Here is a 17,744-nt window from a genome sequence, read left to right on the forward strand (position 1 = left end):
ATAGGTTGCAGAGCCAAGATGATGGCATGACGCAAAAGCTAATGCAAAGCATTATCAAATGTAAGCTATCACCTGCACTAGCCCAAAAACGGCTACCCCAGCCGCCACTGGCCAGCCCAATGAGCGTAATTTCCACCATACCAATAGTGTCACAGAGAGTCCGACAGCCGTTGCGAACCAGGAGATCGCGCTTGGGTTGACCGGCATGATGGAGACACCCAGTACCGCCGCAATCATCAGCGGGCCAAGAATGCCGAGCCACTGGGGCATGTTATTAATCCCGGTCGCGCTGTTTAAACGGCGTTGCATCCAGAGGAAAGGCACTACGCGCATGAGTAGCGTCCCCAATGCCGAAACCACAACGGCTAGCCAGAGTGCAGTGCTCATGGGTTACACCTTCTCGTTTGAAACTTCACCATATAGAAACAGATCGCGCCGCAGGCGGCTGCGAGCGGAATGGCCACGTTGCTCCAACCGTAAAAGGTAAACAGCAGCGCGGCGATAATGGTGCAGCTCAGCGCCAGCGCCCAGCGTTTGTCGGTAAAGCGCGGCGCGACCATGGTCAGAAACAGCGCGGGCAGGGCGAAGGGCATCACTTCACCGAGCAGTGGCCAGCGGGCGGTTAACGTTTCCCCTGCCGTTGCGCCGACCATGGTGCCGACAATCCACACCCCCCAAGCCAGCAGCGAGGCGCCGACAAACCAGCCAAAACGCTCAGGGGCAGGCAACTGAGGCAGCCGCGTAAGCGCCAGGGCAAACACCTGGTCTGTCAGGCCATGCATCAGCCAGGGCCAGTGGCGGCTGCGCGGTAATAAGGCTGCTAGGTTCGGCCCGTAAACCACATGGCGTACGTTTATGAGTAGTGTCATCGCTACCACCAGCCAAAGCGGAGAGCCCGCCGCCACCATGCCTACGAACAAAAACTGTGAGGCGCCGGCGTAAATCAGCGCTGAAATAGCGGCGGCTTCCCACATGCTAAACCCCGCCTGGGTGGCGACTACTCCAAACGAGAGTGAAACAGGAACATAGCCGCCCAGCAGAGGAATGGCTTCCCGCACGCCTTTGAAGGCGTTGCGGATTGGGGAGTGGTTGGCAGGCTGGTTCATGGCGTGTCGCCTTTTATGCCGTAGGTGATGGTCATCATCAAGGTGGCTTCTGCTTCTTGGGTACGATAAAGATGCGGCTGGTCAGCGGCGAAGGTGATCGTATCCCCTGGCCCAAGCTGGGTAGTGTCGCCTGCTGGCCCCGCTTCAAGCGAGCCGCTAATCAACGTCAGCGACTCGCGAGTGCCAGCGGTATGGGCCTCGGCATGGCGCAGGGTGTGGGGCGCGCAGCGCATCCAATAGGCGTCCACTTGGGGAGTATCTTTACCCTGATCAATTAAACGCACCTGCACGCCATCTTCGCCTAGCGGTACGGTAATGGGCGCCACTAATGTACCGAAAGGGACGTTGAGCTGCACCGCCAACCGCCAAATAGTATCCAGCGTTGGATTACCGTTCCCTTGCTCCAGGCGGCACAAATTGGATTTGGCAATGCCCGCGTCATTGGCTAACTGCGAAAGTGACCAACCCCGGGCTAATCGCAGTGACTGTAAATGTTGACCTAAGGTGCTTAGGGAGAGCTGATCCATAATGGGGTGTCCGGCTGTTCTTTATATAGAACGTTCTATATAAAGAACGTTAGCCTGTCAACGGTGGTAGCGAAAGCTTTCAGTGGCACTCTTTATGCACCTACTTTCTGCATGAACTTTTTTGATGGCCTTTTTTGATGAACTTTAAGTTGTCTGCTACGAGGAAACGCAATGCGTTCATTGGCAATGCTCAAACCGGTTAAATCGATACTGCAGAGCGTGGCGTTGTTGCTGCTGGGCAATGGCTTATTGAATACGCTGCTAACGCTGCGGGGGACTGATGAAGGCTTTTCCAGCGCAGTGCTGGGGTTGATTATGTCCGGTTACTTTGTCGGCTTTATTTGCGGCACCTGGGTGAGCGGGCGATTGATCCGCCGTATGGGTCACATCCGTACCTTTGGCTTCTGTGCCTCTATTTGTGCATCGGTAGCGCTGTTGCACCTTATTTTTGTTAGCCCTTGGGTATGGTTACCGTTGCGAGTGGTCTATGGGCTTTCGTTTATTACCTTAATCACCGTGATTGAGAGCTGGCTGAATAGCCAAGCCGCCAGCCATGAGCGGGGGCGTATTTTCGCGGTTTATATGGTGGTTAACTTGGGCGCTTTAGCCACTGCTCAGCAGTTACTGCGGCTCTCCTCACCGCAAGGCTTTTTGCTTTTCGTGGTCATCGCTATTTTGATCAGTTGGGCGCTGCTACCGATTACCCTGACACGCCGCGTGCAGCCTAAAATCCCTGAGCGCCCTAAAAGCAGCTTAAGGGCGCTTTTGAGCTTTGCACCGTTGGCCGTGGCTTCAGCGGCATTATCGGGGCTCGCCATGGGGGCTTTTTGGTCGATGACCCCGGTCTATGCGACACAGCTGGGGTTTGATATTGGCGGCGTTGGGCTGGTGATGAGCGTGGCAATTATTGGCGGTGCGTTGCTGCAAATCCCGATTGGGCGTTTCTCTGATAAGCATGACCGCCCTCGGGTGATGACCTGGGTGGTGCTCTTGGCGGCGCTGATCGCAGCGGGTATGCCCTTTGCGCCCAGCCATGAAGTGCTGCTGGGGCTCTATTTTATCTGGGGTGGCCTGGCGTTTTCGCTCTATCCGCTGGCGGTGGCCCAGTTGATCGACCAACTGCACCCGGATGAAATTGTTTCCGGCTCGGCGGATATGCTGGTGATGCATGGCGCTGGCTGTGCAGTGGCACCGATTGCGGCGGGTTCACTAATGACGGCGGTGGGGAGCCAAGGCCTGCCAATCTATATCGCCTGCGTATTTGCACTATTGGGGTTGTACGCCATTTATCGTCGTCGCCACGTGACGGCATTGATTACCCACACCGCGCATTTTGAGCCGATGGTACAAAGCAGTGCAGGGGCATTAGAAATGATCTTCGATGATACTCAGCGTGATCTATTCGATGATCCGAGTTTTTATGAAGAGGATGAGCGTGAGCGATTGGCTGGGCTTTTTAAGCCATCCAATAGTTAATGTGGGCAGCGACCGGGAGTGGCTATTATAAAAACCACTCCCGCTAGTGGGCATTTATGAACGCTTCGACTCTTGTGACTGGCAGGCGGCAGCGGTGAAGAGTACATCCGTAGAGGAGTTGAGTGCGGTTTCGGTAGAGTCCTGCACCACGCTAATCACAAAGCCAATCGCCACTGCCTGCATGGCTACTTCGGTGGGAATGCCAAACAGGTTGGCAGCCATGGGAATCAGCATCAGTGAGCCGCCCGCTACGCCTGAAACGCCGCAGGCCGCCAGCGCTGAAACCACGCACAGCAGCAGCGCCGTGGCGAAATCAACATTAATCCCCAGGGTATGAGTCGTGGCCAGGGTGATCACCGTAATCGTAATGGCCGCCCCGCACATATTGATCGTTGCGCCCAGTGGAATCGAAATAGAGTAGGTGTCAGGGTCGAGCTTCAGGCGACGGCAAAGTTCTAGGTTGACCGGAATATTTGCTGCTGAACTGCGGGTGAAAAAGGCGGTAATCGCGCTCCCCCGCAGGCACGTAAATACCAGTGGATAAGGGTTTTGTCGGGTAGCGACGTACACCAGTAGCGGATTGCTCACCAGCGCGACAAACAGCATGCAGCCCACGATTACACCTAACAGCTGTGCGTAGTTGAGCAGTGCTTCAACGCCAGACTCTGCCAGCGTGCCTGCCACCAAACCCAGGATGCCCAGCGGTGCTAAACGAATGACCAGGGTAACGATGCGGGTAATTGCTGCGGATAAATCGCTCAATGCCTGGCGGGTGGTGTCGCTGGCTTGGCGCAGCGTTAAACCCAGGCCGATGGCCCAGGCCAAAATAGCGATAAAGTTAGCCTCCATCAATGCACTAACGGGGTTGGCCACGGCGTTCAACAGCAGATCGCGCAGGACGCTAAAGATATCCCCAGGTGGGGTGCCTTCCACTTCACCTGCATTCAATGAAAGCTCTGTAGGAAAAAGAAAACTGGCCGCCACCGCAATGAATGCGACGATCAACGTGCCAACCACATACAGCACCAGCACAGGGCGCATGTGGGTAGGTTGACCTTTTTGATGAGCAGAGATGGCTGCCGCCACCAGTACAAACACCAAAATAGGTGCCACTGCCTGTAAAGCGGCAATAAATAGCTGGCCCAGTAAAGACACATCGCTGGCAACGCCCGGTGCAAACAGGGCGAGCAATACCCCGGCCACGATACCGATTAAAATCTGCGGGATAAGGCCCAGCCGTATGAGCGGCTGGAAAACTGCGTGGGCGGTGGCGAACATTGCGCAACTCTCAGGTAGTGAAAAGGAGGGCATTACGGCGATGGGCCACTAACGCACCTGAAAGGGGCGGTATTCTATCAGTTGCTTGTATGCTGCGGGCGGCTGTTTAGAAGACTCGCAGGCTATATACTGAAAATGTCGCCGAGTGTTTAAACTCAGCGGTGTTTTACTCGTAACTTGCTGTTTACCTAAAAAAGTCCAAGGAACTTCCCAATGCGTATTAGAACGGTGTTGGTTGCACTCGTGGCGCTAATAGCGTCATCACTGGCGGTAGCGGCAGATTACTATGTGGATATCACGAATCGAACCGGCTATACCATTTACTACATGTACGTGAGCCCGGGGAGCTCAAAAAGTTGGGAAGAGGATGTGTTGGGCAGTGATGTGTTGATGAACGGCGATACTCAACGGGTGACGTTAACCGGGTATACCAACCCCTATTTCGATATCCGCCTCGTCGATGAAGATAATGACAGCTACACCTTCTTGAACGTGGATGTCTCAACTGAAGACATTATCGTGACGCTGGATCATCTCGATTAACGCCTGCTGATGTAGATCAAAATGCCCCTGCCGAGAACGCGGCCAGGGGCATTGATAAAAGCTAAATTAGCGGGTCAAGCCGCAACAACGCGAACTTGTGCCGGTGCTGTTTTGGGTGCTTTGCGCATTGGTTCGTCATTCTCCGCGAGCAGTTCACTCCCGGTCATCTCTGACGTCATTTCAGCTTTCATTTCTGTATGGCCACGCTGCGTTAAGGCTAGAACGTCAGGGGAGGTGCCCCACTTGAGCAGCATCTCATCCAGCAGTTGTTCGGCTTTTTCAGCTTGGCCCCAGCGGTTAAGCAGTTGGGCAATCGCGTAGTCGCACTCGGGAGTGTCGAACAGATCATCCTTGATATCTTGAATGGCGATTTGAAGGCCCGCCAGGGAAAGGTCGTTTAACGTTTCGCTATGCATATCACGGCTCCGTGTGATTGCGACAGCGGTTAACCTGAGGTAACCGCCTGAATTTGAATGGTACCTGTCGGTACGCAACTGAGCTTAATATAGCCGTGAGTGAGAAGCAAATGAGAAAAGCCTGCGGAAAAAGACTACTTTTCGTCGACTGTGTTTGGCTTGATAAACACCTCTAACTGGTGCTGTTTACCATCCAGCGGAATGCGCACTTCGCCTTGCTGGCGTGTCAGTTGCCGGCCATCAAGCTGTGCGCTGGGCGCCTCATCGGTAGTGGTGATCTTAACCGCATAGTGCGTGCCAGCAATGGCCAGCATTGCACTAAATCCTGCCCAATCGTGGGGAAGGCAGGGAGCGATCACCAGCCAGCTCCCTTCCCGGCGGATGCCCAAGATGCCTTCAACCCCCGCGCGGTACATCCAACCTGCCGAGCCCGTGTACCATGTCCAGCCGCCGCGCCCGGTATGTGGCGCAACGGAGTAAACATCAGCGGCGACCACATAAGGCTCGACATGATAGCGAACCACTTCTTCAGCCGTGCGGGCATGATTGATGGGGTTCAGCAGCGAGAAAAGCGCGTGCGCCTTACCGCCTTCGCCTAACTTGGCAAATGCCAGTATCGCCCACATGGCAGCATGGCTATATTGGCCGCCGTTTTCGCGCATACCCGGTGGGTAGCCGCCGATATAACCAGGATCGCGCTGGGGTTGGTCAAAGGGAGGCCAGAACAGTAGCGCAAGTTGCTTATCGTGCAGGATGAGTTCGCGCTCTAGCGAACGCATGGCGAGCGCTGCCCGGTGGGGTTCTGCTGCGCCTGAAAGCACCGCCCATGACTGAGCAATCGAATCTATTCGGCACGCCTCGCTCTCTTTACTGCCCAGCCAATGACCGTCATCGTAGGTGGCCCGCCGATACCATTGGCCGTCCCATCCACTGCTTTCCAGCGCACTACGAAGCGAGATCGCATGGGCCCGCCACCGCTCGGTACGTGTTGTTTCCTGCTCATCCGAAGGGGAGGCACTAGATAGCGACTGTTCACGCTGTTCTGCAAAGGGTAAAAACAGCTCCAGAGTATGCACCAGTAGCCAACCGAGCCAGACACTCTCACCTTTACCTGCCTCGCCAACACGGTTCATGCCGTCGTTCCAATCGCCGCCACCGATCAATGGCAAGCCGTGCTCGCCGGTCAGCGTTAAGCTTTGGTCCAAGCCTCGGGCGCAGTGCTCAAAGAGTGACGCCGTTTCCCCGGCAATCATGGGCTGAAAAAAGCAGTCGTGCTCATCAGGTGCCAATAACGCGCCTTCAAGAAAGCTGACGGGCTCGTCCAACACCGCTACGTCATGGGAGGTGGCTATATAACGAGCGCAGGCATAGGCGAGCCACACCCGATCATCGGATATGTGCGTACGCACCCCTTGGCCGGAGTGGGGCAGCCACCAGTGCTGGACATCCCCTTCGACAAACTGGCGAGAAGCCGCACGTAACAAATGTTGACGGGTGGTGTCTGGGCTGGTGAACGTCAACGCCATGCCGTCTTGCAACTGGTCGCGGAAACCATAGGCGCCACTGGCCTGGTAGAACCCTGAGCGCGCAGTGATCCGGCAGGCAATGGTTTGGTAAAGCAGCCAGCCGTTAAGCATGATATCCATGGCGCGGTCGGGCGTTGTCACCTGCACGGCATTGAGCTGCGTTTGCCAGTGTGCGTTTATCGTGGCCAGTTCAGCGTCAATATCGGCTTCTCTATAGCGGGCAATGAGCGTCTGGGCTTCGGCCATTGAGCTTGCTTGACCCAGCAGGACGATCATCTCAACGCTTTCATCTGCAGCGAGCGTTACGCTGCGCTGTAGTGCGGCACAGGGATCCAGTCCCGCACCGTGAGTACCGGAAAGCGGCGTATTGCTGCGTAACCCCAAGGGCGCAGCCAAGCTACTCCCGTGGCCGATGAATTCGCACCGATCGGCTGTCCAATGGGTGGGTTGAGCACCGATATCCAGAAACGCCACCCGGCCAGGGAAGGCGATATTCCAAGGGTTTTCTACCATTAGCGCGCCACTTTCAGCGTCGGGTCGTGAGATAAGAAACGGCGCTGATCCACTGCGCGAAGTGCCCAATACCCACTCGGCATAGGCCGTCACGGAAAGCTTGCGGGGACGCCCTGAGTGATTGCTAAGGCGTAGCCGCGATACTCTAAGCGGGGCATCTAACGGCACCAAGTGCAGTAGCTCAAGGCCGATACCATCTGACTGATGCTCAAACTGGCTGTAGCCGAAGCCGTGCCGGGCTATATAGCGACCATGATCGCGCAGGGGGTGTGCGGTCGCGGTGAAGAGCGCCAGCGACTCTTCATCACGAATATAAATCACATCGCCGCTGGGGTCTGCCACTGGGTCGTTAGACCACGGAGTAAGCTGATTTTCACGGCTATTGTCTGCCCATACATAGCCCGCGCCCTCCGCCGATACTTGAAAACCAAAGCCTGGGTTGGCAATCACGTTAATCCACGGTGCAGGCGTAGCGTTGCCTGCATCAAGTACGGTCACATACTCACGGCCTTGCTCAGCAAAGCCCCCCAGCCCATTGAAAAACTCAAGCGCTGGAAGGGGGGGCAGGGCAGTCTCACTGGGTTTTGTGGGAGTGTGCTTGGGCAGATGGCGTCTGATAAAAGAGCGTGATGGCAAAGAGCGCTGTTCGGGCAGCGTAAGGGCTAATTGGTTAGCAAGGTTGCCACGATGTGCCATGAACGCAACGCATGCAATCGACTGCAGCTGTGTTCGCATTTCCAGGCTCATTAGGTCCGCGCGCAGCGAAATAACAGCGCCCTGAATATGATCTTTTTTAAACCGCGGTTGGGTTTGGCTGCTGAGAATGGCCGTTTCAATTGCTTGCTGCAGATCCTGAACATAAGAGGCGCCTCGCTCATTAATAATCACCACATCGACGCCTAACCGTTTCATGCGCCAGTACTCATGGGCGCGCAATAGTTGGCGTACCTGGGCAATGTCATCGAGGGTGTCGATACGCATCAAAATAATCGGTAGATCACCGGAGATGCCGTGTTGCCATAGCCGTGACTGCGGCCCTGCGCCGCGCTCGATGGCATCGGCTGGCGCTCTGAAGCGTGGGTCTGGATATAAGATAGGCGCGGCTAGACGCTGAAAATCGGCCGCCTCTTCAGGCTGAATACCCAAGTGGCGAAGCTGAACCTGCGCCTGTGTCCAGGCGAGTGTTTTGGCACGCTCAAAAGCGCTACGGTCATGGTGCTTATCGATTAGATCCATCAATGCTTCGCGGGTTGAGGCTACTACCGTCCAGAAAGCGATGCGGGTGGCCTTGCCGGGGGCGACCCGCAGTCGGTAGCGCAATGCAAACACGGGATCCAGTACGCTACCCACGGTGCCCGATAAGCGTTGGTCTTTGTTCAGCGCTGCAGCGTTCAGCGTACGCCTTCCGCGGCCCAAGAACCTAGCTCGGTCAGTCTCGTACTGCAGCTCACCCACGGTTTCGCCTTCTACCACGGCAAAGTAGGCCACCCAAACCTGGTCTTCGTCAGGCGAGCGCCGTCGCCTTGTCGCAATCAGCGCGTTGAACGCTTCTAAGTATTCGGTCACCACGAACATTTTGGCGAAGGCAGGGTGCGCATTGTCGGCACTGGGTGTGGTCAACACTAATTCAGAGTAGGAGGTAATATCGATATCACGGGCATGCCGGCTGCTATTGGTGAGCGAGAGGTGGCGCACTTCACAATCATCTTCCCCTGACACCAATACCTCCATGTGACTGGTGATATCGTCGTGGCGATGCATATAGCGAGCGTAATCCTCGGCGAATATCACATGATTGTGGTCATCGGTAGCGTCGGGCGAATGTCCGACAGTCTGGCCGGTTGCCGTCCATACGCCGGGGAGCTGGGTGTCGCGTAGAAAAATAAAGCTACCCAGATGGTCACGGGTGGCGTCGGGCTGCCATCGACTAATCGCAATATTGCGCCACCGACTGTAGCCACCGCCGGTAGCCGTTAACATCACGGAATAACAGCCGTTAGAGAGCAAGTGGGTCACGGGCGGGCCACTGGCTATCGTTGCTGCACGGCGAATGGTTTGTGCCTCGTTAATAATCTGGCTGGCGTTTGACTTCACCTCTTCCGCGCGGGGGTGAACAATTGCCACATCGCGCGGCACACGCTCTTGCAGCAGTAGCTCACTGGCTTGAATCATCGGCTCACGGTGAAAGCGCGCGCGCATTTGACCATGGTGCAGGGTATTCGCGATAGCGACGATCGTCATGCCCTGATGGTGGGCCATAAAGCTGCGTACTATGACCACGCTTTCCCCCGCAGGCAGACGCGAGCGGGTAAAGTCGAGCGCTTCATAAAATCCGTAGCGGCCTAGCGCGCCCATTTCCGCTAAGCGCTCAAAGTTACGGCAAGCGCCGTTGGGGTCGACCATCGTGGCTAGACCGGTGGCGTAAGGGGCAATCACCAGATCCGCAGAGAGCCCCCGCTTGAGTCCTAAGCCAGGCACGCCAAAATTGGAGTACTGATAGGTGAACTCCATATCACGGGCGTTATAGGCGGATTCGGAGATACCCCACGGAGCAGAGAGCTGTGTGGCATAGATCTCTTGACGCTTCACGACGAGCCGGTTGGTTTGTTCAAGCAGGCTTCCGCCCGGAGCGCGCATCACTAGGGACGGCATGAGGTACTCAAACATCGAACCCGACCAGGAGATCAGAGCCGAGCCAAAGGAAAGCGGCGTTGCCGCCCGGCCCAACCTAAACCAGTGACGAGTAGGGATGTCCCCTTTGGCAATGGCGAACAGGCTGGCGAGCCGCGCCTCAGACGCCAGCAGGTCATAGCAACTGGTATCCAGGCAGTTGTCGTCAAGGGAGTAACCAATCGACAGCAGTTGGCGTTCGCTGTTGAGTAGAAAGGCGAAATCCATGTTCATCGCCAGGCGTCGCGCTGACGCTGCGATCTGTTGCAAGCGCAGTGAGGGCTCAATCTCGTTTGCGCTTGCCTGACTATCGCGGTCATCGCGGTGTTGGGCCACTGAAGAGTGCAATGCTTCGACCCAAAACAGGACATCTTCGCTGTACGTGTCGGTCTTTTCATTCAGCGCTGCGCGGACCAGGCTCAGGGCTTTATGGGTGAGCTCAGCGATATCGGCCAGGCACTCCGAGGACATCAATGCCCCGTTTAACTGCGCGTCGATAGCTTTAAACTGCAAGGCCAGCTGAACCGTTAACTTCTCTGACAGTGTTGAAGCGTGTTGGAGTGCCTGACACGCAAGGTTCAGCGTGTCGGCAATACCCACACGGGGATCCGCTAAACAGCGTTCCGCCTGCCAGCTCTCGCAGGCATTGGCGATAACGATAAGATGTCCTGCCAGATTGCCGCTATCCACCGTGGAGACATAGCGGGGGTCGAGCGGGCGCAAATCGTGGGTGGCGTACCAATTATAGAAGTGCCCCCTGTAGCGCGGCAGTCCTTGCATGACCTCAAGGGTAGCCTCAAGACGTTCCAGGGCAGCTTGAGTGCCCACCCAGCCAAAATCACGCGCTGCCAAGGTCGAAAGTAGGTAAAGCCCCATGTTGGTCGGCGAGGTGCGCTGGGCAAGCACGGGTTGAGGATCTTCCTGAAAATTATCGGGCGGCAAACGGTTGTCTGTGGCGGTCACGAACGTTTCGAAATAGCGCCAGGTTCTCCGTGCAATCAGCCGTAGCTCGCGTGCCTCGTCCACCGAAATGGTCGGCTGGACAACAGCGCTTTTGCTGCTGCTTAACCATGACGCCACGGCCGGTGCGGCCAACCAAAGTAGCGCCATCGGTAGCGCAATGGGCCAGGCGCTAGTGGCTGTCCAGAGCGTACCGATCGTCACCGCTAGACCCAACGCAGTGCCGGGAGCCATCCGCTGGTAGAACCCTATAACGGATAGCGCAGGGCTTTTCATCGACTGAGCGGCAGACGTCCACTCAAGCAGTCGACGATGGGTAAGCAAAACTCGAACCAAGGTTCGGGCAATGGCGTCCAGCATGCGCCACGCTTGGTCGGGTAAAAAGATGACCAGCAGCAGAATTTGCACGCTGCCTAGCTTCAGCTCATCAAACCAGAGGTGGTAATGGTGGCGCAGTTTAGTTGTGGCCCGGAAGGGGATAAGCGAGGTGGCTAGGGATAATAGAACCGGCGCTCCCACCACGGCTAAGAGCAACAGCGTACTGGCGATGGCCATACTGAGCGGGAACTGCCAACTGACCGCCAGGCTGGCGAGTACTAAGGGTGGCAATACTGAGCGGCGTAAATTGCCGAGCATTTTCATGCGCCCCGTTAGTGGCAGCGCGGGCGCAAGTAGCCAGGGCAGCAACTGCCAATCGCCGCGGGTCCAGCGGTGTTGACGCTTGGCGGCCACGTCATAGCGGGCGGGAAAATCCTCAATCACTTCGATATCGGAGGCGAGCCCCGCTCGGGCAAACACCCCTTCAAATAAGTCGTGGCTGAGCAGGCTGTTTTCAGGCACTCGGTCCGCCAACGATGCTTCAAATGCATCCACGGCATAGATCCCTTTGCCCGCGAATGAGCCTTCTCCGATCAAATCCTGATAAAGGTCTGAAATAGCGGCGGCGTAAGGGTCCAGCCCGCCAGGCGCAGAGAATACCCGCTGATAGATAGAGCCTTCCCCACCGGTAGGCAATGACGGTGTGACGCGAGGCTGCAAAATGGCGTAACCCTGCACCACGCGACGTTGCTGTTCATCCATCAGCGGCTGGTTCAGCGGATGTGCCATCTTGCCTACCAACCGGCTGGCTGCGCCTCTGGGAAGGCGAGTGTCGGCATCCAGGGTAATGACATAGCGAACATCCCCAGGCAGCGGGGGTGGATCGATAAAGGTGGTGTCCTGCGCGCCGCGTAGCAAGCGGTTTAGCTCATGGAGCTTGCCACGCTTACGCTCCCAGCCCATCCAGGTGTTTTCACTGGGGTTAAATATCCGACGACGGTGCAGCAGAAAGAAGCGTTTATCGCTGCCCAGCGCGTGTTGACCGGAGGCTTGTGAATCGCCTGGGGTTTGTAAACCGCCTGGAGCGTGTAGACGGTAACGTTCATTTAACTGCTCAATGGCGGCGTGGGCGGCCGAGAGAAGCGCTGCCTCATGGGGTAATTCCGCTTGGGGAGCATCAACGCCGTCAAGAAGAAGGACGTAGGAAAGGGCACCCTCGCCACTCGATAAGTGGTGCACTTCAAGCCGTTCGATCTGTTCCTGTAAGTCATCTTCACTGGTCAGCAGCGTAGGAACGGCAATCAGCGTGCGTAGATGGTTTGGTATTCCCTTGGCAAGGTCGAGACTGGGCAGCGGCTGGGCATCGATGCAATAGATGATCAGACGGTTAACGATCAGCGTCGCCACTTCAATAATCGGTAGAAAGCCAAATAAGCCCAGCAACATTAGCCAAGGTAAAGGCACCTCGCCTATTTCAAGCGGCAATGAAAGCAGTAGCACGGCCGCCAACGTCATCAAGCTAAGCGTCACTACCGCCATCATTACGATATAGCTGCGAATGCCGTGGTGAATAAGCGTTCGACGCAGGCGCTGACGAAGGGTAGGCGTAAATCCCAGCGTTTGTTCAAGGGTGGTGCGGCCTGAGCCGATTAGAAAGTAGCCGGGGTCGCCCATACGGGCCGCTTCAACCGGGTTACCGTTGCTGGCGAAAGCATGTCGACATAGCGAAAGCACGGTATCCACCACTTCAAGCTCGGCACGCCGTGATCCACGGGCGAGTTGTTCTACCGCACTGCGGTACTGGTTGCGGGTGGGGAAATCCAATTGCGCAAAATGGCTGTGCTGATTCAAGCGCTCGTCCACCAGGCTGACGCCTTCAAACAGCTCTGCCCAGTCGATGCTGGAGACAAAACGCATGCTGGTAATGATATTGCGGACGGTAACGTTTGCGGCGCCTTGGCGCTGCTGTGCGTGTTGAACCATCTCGTCAATGGTTTCACCCTGGAAGCTAAGCTGTTCATCAAGCCAGCCGACCAGAGGGCTGCTACGTGGGTCTAAGCCACGTAAGCGCTTTGCCAATTGGGCGGTGAAGGGCTCAGCCAGTGGCCCTTGGTGAAAATTTAGCGTGTTGGTCTCTACGCTAAAGGTGTGGCGCTCTAGCGCTGATTGCTGATCGGCGGGTTTTAGCCATTTAGCGGCTAAAGCATCCGCTTCATCCCTTGCCGTTTGCTCACTGATAATTTGGTCAGCAAGGCGCCGAAGGTTCTCAATCAGTACAATGCGCAGGGTAATAGCAACGGCCCAAAGCTCACCAATGGTAAGCGGCTGAACGCGTTGATAGGCCATAATAAAAGTTTGCAGATTATCCAGGTCAACATGGCTATCGGTATGTGCCACAAATGCCCAGGCAATGCCGAGCACCCTTGGGTAACCGGCAAAAGGGCCTTTGGCTAATTTGGGTAACTGGCGATAATAACCGGGAGGAAGGTCGCTGCGAATCTCACGAATTTGGGCTTCAACCAGGTGGTAATTATCGAGCAGCCAAGCGGCCGCAGGGACAATGTCGCGACCTTCGGCCAGCGCAGCGGCACTGGCTCGGTAAACACTCAACAGAGTTTTCGCGTTATCGTTGAGTCGCCGCGTTAACGACACTACCTTGGGTGGGCTGCTGGTCACCGTCTGGGCTAGCGCCAGACTGCCTGCGTGCTGCTCAAGTCGTTCCGGGCTGAAGAGCTCTTCTCTTACGGGAATAGTCGAGTCCCACAGCGCTGCAAACGCATGGTGCGGACGCACAAAACGGAGAAATTGATTCACAGATTCCATCCTGGTGAAAGTGCGCTTTTATGGCCGCACAAACGATGCTTCCTTACCAGAACAATGGTCGTGCAGAGGGTTGGCGTCCGTGCGCTAGCGCACATTGCGTGTTTTATTTGCCTACGGTGGGCGAATTTAAGCGCTTTTAGTTAGCGTTAAACGCTACGAGCTAGTTGTTGGATTTGGTAAGGCATTAAGCGATCACTTTCGCTTTTGACCACGGCATAACACTCTCAGCTCAACGGTTCTAATCGCGCTCTATTCACAGCACTAATATTCTACTGTTCTTGAGAGCACATCACTTTATTTATCCGTCAGCATTCGCAATGTTAGTGGGATTCATGCCGACGCAGTGTCCAGTAACCTCCCCATAATCTTGTTGCCGTGGTGATGAGACAGGCAATTGAGAACAGTATAGCCAGTATTGAAAAGTGCTTCGGGAATAGGCAAAAAACCACCAGCGCCATCACCGTTTCGGTGCCTTCGGTCAAACCTTCTAAATAGTAGAACGCTTTATTGGGGAAGTGAGGGCGCTCTATTGCCTGCTGTTTGGCCGCAATCGCAAACGCCAAAAACGAGGTGCCGGTGCCGATAAAAGCAAATAGCAGCAAGGCAGCAGCGAGTGCGTTTTGGGCAGGGTTTGCCAGCGCGAACCCCAGCACCACGGCCGCGTAGAAAACAAAATCGAGTCCGATATCCAGAAAACCGCCAGCGTCGCTAGTGCGGCCACTCAACCGTGCCAAGACCCCGTCCACGCCGTCACCGAGTCTGTTAAGCACAATGACCAGCAGGGCCAACCCATACTGCTCGTATGCCAACAGCGGTAATGCGGAAATGCCGATTAAAAAAGCAGTTAGCGTCACTTGGTCAGGCGTTATGCCTACTTGCTGCAAGGGGCGTGCGATGCATTTTAAGGGGCGATGGGTAAGCGGCATTGTCCAGCGGTCGAGCACTCAATTCTCCTTAATCTTAATGCGTCACTATTTATTTAATAGTAGCGCTAACTTACGTGGGCAATGCACTTATGTCACTGTTAGTAAGCGCTAATAATAAAACTAAAGTCGTTAGACTTTAGTGGCAATTTTGGGCAAATGACTGGACTAATTGCCTATTGCAGTTAATAAAGGGCGCCAAAGGAGAACCAGTATGGCCCTTGGGGCGGCTCATTTATCGCAAAGCTGCCTCCGACCTTTTCTTTTCACTCTGAACGCAAGTGGCGCTTACGTTATGCATAAAACAGCCCTGATGACGGTATGGGATCAGCTATGGCACTCCCACTACCAAGCCAAAAAACTATTGATGTGCGCGCTGCCCACGGGCGGTGCCGCGAAGGCAGCGGCTCCCAGTGCCAAGCGCGAGCCATCTCATCAACCTAAGCCACCTGCCTATACCAACCCACAGAAAATTGGATTGCTGCTTGGACCGCTGCTGTTCGCTTTTGTGGTGATGTTCTTTCACCCTGAAGATTTAAGCTTTGAAGGGCGTATGGTGTTGGCTACTACGTTGTGGGTGGCGGTTTGGTGGATCACCGAAGCTATCCCCATTCCTGCTACCTCGCTACTGCCCATTGTACTATTACCCATTACCGGCGCACTGGATGGCAATACGGTAACGGCGGCGTACGGCAACCCGATTATTTTCCTGTTTCTGGGCGGTTTTATGATCGCCTTGGCGATGGAAAAGTGGGATTTGCATAAGCGTATCGCCCTGTCGATTATTGCCGTATTGGGCACCAGTATTAATAGCATTGTGTTCGGCTTTATGGCCGCGACCGGCTTTTTATCGATGTGGGTATCCAATACAGCGTCGGTGATGATGATGCTGCCTATCGGTACCGCGATTGTTTACCAGGTTAGCCAGGAACTTGAAAAAAGTGATGGGGACCACAGTGACGAAATCGAAAAATTCAGTAAGGCATTGATTTTTGGTATTGGCTACGGCGGTACCATTGGTGGCCTCGGCACACTGATTGGCACGCCACCGAACATTATCCTGGCGGCGATTGTTAATGAGCTGTTTGGTATCGAAATCTCTTTTGCTGGCTGGTTAATGTTTGCTTTCCCTGTCGTGCTGGTGCTGCTGTTTAGCGCGTGGCTGCTACTGACACGGGTATTTTTCAGAATTGAATTTAGTCACTTGCCGGGTGGGCGGGAGCTAATTCACAAAGAAAAAGAGGCCCTGGGTAAAACCAGTTTTGAAGAGAAAGCGGTGCTGGTGGTCTTCCTGTTTGCGGCCTTTATGTGGATTACCCGCTCGTTTTTATGGCAAGGCCAGATCATTAATATCCCCGGCATCAATGACACCATGATTGCGGTGGTCGCGGCCCTGCTGCTGTTTTTGATCCCTTCCAAAAGTAAAGGCGGCTGCCTGTTGGGTTGGGATATTGCCAAAGATGTGCCCTGGGGCATTTTGTTACTGTTCGGCGGTGGTTTAGCGATTGCCGCAGGGTTTGGCTCTTCGGGCCTGGCCGAGTGGATCGGTGGGCAAATGAGCGTGCTGGAAGGCGTTAACTTCTTGCTGGTTATCCTGATAGCGACCGGTATGGTGTTGTTCTTAACTGAAATCACCTCGAATACCGCCACGGCCACGATGATTCTGCCGGTGCTAGCGTCGTTGGCCCTTGCACTGGATATTCATCCCTTTGTACTGATGGTGCCCGCCGCCATGGCCGCCAATTGTGCCTTTATGCTCCCGGTGGGTACGCCGCCTAACGCGATTATCTTCGCCACTGGTAAACTCAAAATCATTGAGATGGTGCGCACCGGTTTTTGGATCAACATTATTGCCATGCTACTCATCGTCGCGGCGGTTTATTTCTTGTTGCCGGTGTTATGGAACGTGGATCTAACCAACTATCCCGATGCATTTCGGCGCTAATATAACCCATTAGCAAATCACAGCCTCGCCTTCGGGCGGGGCTTTTTTATAGCTGTTTTGCCGTTAATTCACGCACATAAACAATGTTAATAATGGCGACAGGCTTTAGACAAATAACGGTGCTTAACTATAGTGCCTCAAAGGTGTAAATGGAGTCAGAGGTATGACGTTATAAGGAGATAAGCAATGGAACTGCTTGAAAATATTAGTGAATATCTAAAAAAGCACGAGCTCAAAATGGCTACGGCGGAATCGTGCACGGCGGGGTTGATTGTTTCAGAGCTAGCGGGCATACCAGGTAGCGGGCAATCGATCGATTGTGGATTGGCTGTTTACTCGCCCGAGGCCAAAAATCGCTATTTATCCGTCAGTTTTGACACCATTGATACGTATGGCCTGACTAGCGAAGTCACCTCGCGCGAAATGGCGTTAGGCGCTTTAAACAATAACGATGCCAATGTTGCCATAGCGAACACCGGTATTGCGGGCCCGAAGCCTCATGATGATATACCGGTGGGAACCGTTTGCTTTGCCTGGGCGTTTCGACATGCCCAAGAGGAATACATAATAGTGGAGACGAAACGCTTTTCAGGTGATCGTAATGAGGTACGTCTTGCCGCTGCGCACTATGCGCTAGAAATGGTGCCAAAGCATCATGGTGATGTATTGGCAGGCAAAGCGCCCCGCGTTGATGAATCTTAATGATGAAATCTCTATCCG

The 17,744-nt window shown here is 55.0% G+C and carries 11 protein-coding genes; 4 read left to right on the forward strand and 7 right to left on the reverse strand.

What is annotated here, in order from left to right; translation table 11 throughout:
• Window positions 1-54 precede the first annotated feature (54 nt).
• Genes CXF87_RS18465 through CXF87_RS18475 form a run of 3 tightly spaced genes read right to left on the reverse strand, consistent with a single transcriptional unit; the run spans window position 55 to window position 1,633 of the window.
• Window positions 55-387: an AzlD domain-containing protein gene (locus tag CXF87_RS18465; protein WP_101147702.1), complete on the reverse strand. Its 333-nt coding sequence runs from the start codon at window positions 385-387 to the stop codon at window positions 55-57.
• On the reverse strand, window positions 384-1,106 hold the full coding sequence (locus tag CXF87_RS18470) for an AzlC family ABC transporter permease (RefSeq protein ID WP_101147703.1): 723 nt from the start codon (window positions 1,104-1,106) through the stop codon (window positions 384-386). The genes CXF87_RS18465 and CXF87_RS18470 overlap by 4 nt, the downstream gene beginning before the upstream one ends.
• Window positions 1,103-1,633, reverse strand: coding sequence for a helix-turn-helix domain-containing protein (locus CXF87_RS18475; protein WP_101147704.1), 531 nt, complete (start codon window positions 1,631-1,633; stop codon window positions 1,103-1,105). The genes CXF87_RS18470 and CXF87_RS18475 overlap by 4 nt, the downstream gene beginning before the upstream one ends.
• Before the next feature lie 171 nt (window positions 1,634-1,804).
• Between CXF87_RS18475 and CXF87_RS18480 the strand changes: the two genes are divergently transcribed.
• Window positions 1,805-3,109, forward strand: a complete 1,305-nt coding sequence (locus CXF87_RS18480; RefSeq protein ID WP_101147705.1) for an MFS transporter — start codon at window positions 1,805-1,807, stop codon at window positions 3,107-3,109.
• A 54-nt stretch (window positions 3,110-3,163) separates the two neighbouring features.
• Here CXF87_RS18480 and sstT read toward each other — a convergent pair whose 3' ends face one another.
• Entirely contained in the window at window positions 3,164-4,387 is a 1,224-nt protein-coding gene (gene sstT, locus CXF87_RS18485; RefSeq protein WP_101147706.1) for a serine/threonine transporter SstT, read from the reverse strand.
• Window positions 4,388-4,600: 213 nt separating this feature from the next.
• Between sstT and CXF87_RS18490 the strand changes: the two genes are divergently transcribed.
• Window positions 4,601-4,930, forward strand: coding sequence for a hypothetical protein (locus tag CXF87_RS18490; RefSeq protein WP_008958143.1), 330 nt, complete (start codon window positions 4,601-4,603; stop codon window positions 4,928-4,930).
• Window positions 4,931-5,004: 74 nt separating this feature from the next.
• Here the strand turns inward: CXF87_RS18490 and CXF87_RS18495 are convergent, their stop codons facing one another.
• The 3 genes from CXF87_RS18495 to CXF87_RS18505 all read right to left on the reverse strand — a co-directional run bounded on the left by CXF87_RS18495 (window position 5,005) and on the right by CXF87_RS18505 (window position 15,100).
• Complete coding sequence (locus CXF87_RS18495) at window positions 5,005-5,346, reverse strand: hypothetical protein (protein ID WP_008958142.1); 342 nt, start codon at window positions 5,344-5,346, stop codon at window positions 5,005-5,007.
• A 134-nt stretch (window positions 5,347-5,480) separates the two neighbouring features.
• Window positions 5,481-14,156, reverse strand: coding sequence for a GH36-type glycosyl hydrolase domain-containing protein (locus CXF87_RS18500; protein ID WP_198556141.1), 8,676 nt, complete (start codon window positions 14,154-14,156; stop codon window positions 5,481-5,483).
• 320 nt (window positions 14,157-14,476) lie between these two features.
• Window positions 14,477-15,100, reverse strand: coding sequence for a CDP-alcohol phosphatidyltransferase family protein (locus CXF87_RS18505; protein ID WP_101147708.1), 624 nt, complete (start codon window positions 15,098-15,100; stop codon window positions 14,477-14,479).
• A gap of 274 nt (window positions 15,101-15,374) precedes the next feature.
• Here CXF87_RS18505 and CXF87_RS18510 point away from each other — a divergent pair, with 274 nt between their 5' ends.
• Window positions 15,375-17,024: a DASS family sodium-coupled anion symporter gene (locus tag CXF87_RS18510; protein ID WP_232774965.1), complete on the forward strand. Its 1,650-nt coding sequence runs from the start codon at window positions 15,375-15,377 to the stop codon at window positions 17,022-17,024.
• A 186-nt stretch (window positions 17,025-17,210) separates the two neighbouring features.
• Window positions 17,211-17,726, forward strand: a complete 516-nt coding sequence (locus CXF87_RS18515) for a CinA family protein (protein ID WP_101147709.1) — start codon at window positions 17,211-17,213, stop codon at window positions 17,724-17,726.
• The last annotated feature ends 18 nt before the right edge of the window (window positions 17,727-17,744 follow it).

This window comes from Halomonas sp. MES3-P3E, assembly GCF_002836035.1.
Lineage (GTDB): Bacteria > Pseudomonadota > Gammaproteobacteria > Pseudomonadales > Halomonadaceae > Vreelandella > Vreelandella arctica.

Excerpts from the sequence above, each read along its gene's own strand:
- CXF87_RS18515 (WP_101147709.1), top strand. The coding sequence starts at position 17,211 with ATGGAACTGCTTGAAAATATTAGTGAATATCTAAAAAAGCACGAGCTC.
- CXF87_RS18510 (WP_232774965.1), top strand. The coding sequence starts at position 15,375 with ATGCATAAAACAGCCCTGATGACGGTATGGGATCAGCTATGGCACTCC.
- sstT (WP_101147706.1), bottom strand. The coding sequence starts at position 4,387 with ATGTTCGCCACCGCCCACGCAGTTTTCCAGCCGCTCATACGGCTGGGC.
- CXF87_RS18465 (WP_101147702.1), bottom strand. The coding sequence starts at position 387 with ATGAGCACTGCACTCTGGCTAGCCGTTGTGGTTTCGGCATTGGGGACG.
- CXF87_RS18490 (WP_008958143.1), top strand. The coding sequence starts at position 4,601 with ATGCGTATTAGAACGGTGTTGGTTGCACTCGTGGCGCTAATAGCGTCA.
- CXF87_RS18495 (WP_008958142.1), bottom strand. The coding sequence starts at position 5,346 with ATGCATAGCGAAACGTTAAACGACCTTTCCCTGGCGGGCCTTCAAATC.
- CXF87_RS18480 (WP_101147705.1), top strand. The coding sequence starts at position 1,805 with ATGCGTTCATTGGCAATGCTCAAACCGGTTAAATCGATACTGCAGAGC.
- CXF87_RS18475 (WP_101147704.1), bottom strand. The coding sequence starts at position 1,633 with ATGGATCAGCTCTCCCTAAGCACCTTAGGTCAACATTTACAGTCACTG.
- CXF87_RS18500 (WP_198556141.1), bottom strand. The coding sequence starts at position 14,156 with ATGGAATCTGTGAATCAATTTCTCCGTTTTGTGCGTCCGCACCATGCG.
- CXF87_RS18470 (WP_101147703.1), bottom strand. The coding sequence starts at position 1,106 with ATGAACCAGCCTGCCAACCACTCCCCAATCCGCAACGCCTTCAAAGGC.